Source organism: Synechococcus sp. R6-10, assembly GCF_047461815.1.
Taxonomy (GTDB): domain Bacteria; phylum Cyanobacteriota; class Cyanobacteriia; order Thermostichales; family Thermostichaceae; genus Thermostichus.
Map to the genome: position 1 here is coordinate 1 of NZ_JANSHW010000534.1, position 2,078 is coordinate 2,078.

At 55.1% G+C, this 2,078-nt stretch carries 3 protein-coding genes; all 3 read left to right on the forward strand.

Features of this window, described 5'->3' with window-relative positions; all coding sequences use genetic code 11:
- Positions 1–265: 265 nt before the first annotated feature.
- Complete coding sequence (locus NW837_RS13375; RefSeq protein ID WP_414332118.1) at positions 266–637, forward strand: hypothetical protein; 372 nt, start codon at positions 266–268, stop codon at positions 635–637.
- A gap of 189 nt (positions 638–826) precedes the next feature.
- The gene (locus tag NW837_RS13380) at positions 827–1,063 is read left to right on the forward strand and encodes a gas vesicle protein GvpG (protein ID WP_011433717.1); all 237 of its coding nucleotides are present in this window, start codon (positions 827–829) and stop codon (positions 1,061–1,063) included.
- A gap of 107 nt (positions 1,064–1,170) precedes the next feature.
- The gene (locus NW837_RS13385) at positions 1,171–1,776 is read left to right on the forward strand and encodes a DUF3727 domain-containing protein (protein WP_011433718.1); all 606 of its coding nucleotides are present in this window, start codon (positions 1,171–1,173) and stop codon (positions 1,774–1,776) included.
- Positions 1,777–2,078 lie beyond the last annotated feature (302 nt).

Consider the following 2,078-nt stretch of genomic DNA (forward strand, 5'->3'; position numbering starts at 1 on the left):
CCGCTCCGCTTGAATTTGCTGCCTGTGGATTAGCCCTCTTAAATCCGTCCGGGGAAGCCGCCGATTGATCTGAGCTGCTCAGGTGGCCCCTTGTTGGATTAACTTCCGGCAGCTCTCAGGCAGGGCACCGGGATTGGACTCCACACGCCAGGGTGCATGACCAGTAGTTTTCCATTTTCGTATCCTTAACTACAGATTTTTTGGTAGGATTGATCGTGTAGAGGTACCAGCGATGTAGAGCAGCCCTATGAATGCAGCCGCTGAAATGAGTGGAACCAGTCTCCTTGCCCGCCATCGCCAAAACATAGCAGCCTCCCTGGCCCGTCGTTTGGAAGCAGCTAGGGCGGCCAACAACACCCGCTTGATGGAGCTGCTGAAACAAGAAGAGCGGCAGCTGGCAGCCGAGTACGGCGGCAGGGATCCCTTCTCTTCAGCGCTCTTCAGAGGACTGCGCCACCTTTGGCAGAGCCTGAAGGCAGTCTTGGCGGCCTGCGATGAACTGCGGGTGCGGCAGTGGGTAGATGGCAGCGGCATGGTCTGGTGGTCTGTCCAAGACCCAATCACGGGAGAGCGCCTGTGTACCCATTCCGAGGGGGAGCTCATGGAGTGGATCGAGAAGCACCAGCGAGAGGATTAGTCTTCGCGGCTAGGACTTGCCTGAGCACCAATAGCCAGTGTTTCCCCTGGCGCTTCGTGCGTGTCCCAGTCTTTCCAGCTTGGGGAGGAAGGGAACAAAAAGTTTCACGGCTAGGCCGGGGCAATGGCCACCTGAGAATCCAAATTGATAGGATTACGAAGACTCATCATCTGCTTTAGGGGCCCTGGGATGGTTTGGCAACTGTTGACGTGGCCGGCCCAAAGTTTGCTTTGGCTAGCAGAGCAGATCCAAGAACGCGCCGAAGCACAGCTGGATAGCAAAGAAAACCTGCAAAAAGAACTTACGGCCCTGCAAATTCAGCTAGATTTGGGAGAAATTGACGAAGAAACCTACGCCCGCCGAGAAGAGGAGATTTTATTGGCTCTGGAAGCCTTAACCCAAGCAGAAGGAGAAGCCGAAGCATAGAGTTCTGCCGGTGGGCCTGGAAGGGATCCCTCAGCATTGCAGGGGGGCAGAACATGGGAGAATGAGCTTCTGTACACCCCCGTCTTTCCTACCCTGGGCTGTTTTCAATGACTGAATCCCATGAAACCTTGGTGCTCCGCGACGAGCAAAACCAGCCTCTCAAGTGCGAGATCCTGCGGCAGGTGGTCATCGACGAGCAGACCTATGCTCTGGTAACTCCCGTTGATGCTGTGATCAAAGTGCTGGTTTGGGAAGGGGAAGAAGAACCCAGCCAAGCGGTGAACGGCGATGCCAACATGGAAGGGATCCTGGACGAGCCGGATCCCGAAGAGCTACAGGCTACCCTGCCCACCATCCAGGCTGTCTTGGGGGAGTTGAACCTCACCTTGCAGCAAAATGGCTTCGACATCCTCACGGTTCAGGGGGAATTGCCCCCAGTCGAAGAGGAAGATGTGTTCGAGCTGGGCGAGAGCGAGGAAGATGCCCAGGAGTTTCAACTGCTAGCTACCTTTTTCTACCAAGAGAAGAAATACGGCATCTTTACCCCCCTCGATCCCGTTTTGCTCTACGCCGCTCTGCCTGACGAAGGGGATCCCTACCTGCTCACCCCTGATGAGCCGCCAGAGCTTTTTGATCAGCTCTATGCCCTGCTGCTGGATCTCGATGAGGAATGGGAAGACGGAGATGACGAAGAAGATGAAGACGAAGATTAGGCGGTCAACCCCTTCTGTTCTGCCGAGTTGGATACTCCTGCCCAGCCAGTCGCCTCGGCGGTGCGGAGCACCATAGGGATAGAGGTGGTGAAACTACCCGGTAAAACTTGCCCAGAGTTTTTCACCAGCCACTCCAGACCCGTCTCAACATCTGTCGGGGGCGTCGGATCTGCGGGCCAAGGGTCAGAATAAGCCAGCCTCAGACCAGCCGCCTGAGCATTGCGTAGCGAAGGAGCATGACTCTAGTCAATAATAAGCTCAACTATACTGAAAATAATGTATAATATGTTCAGTACGGATTA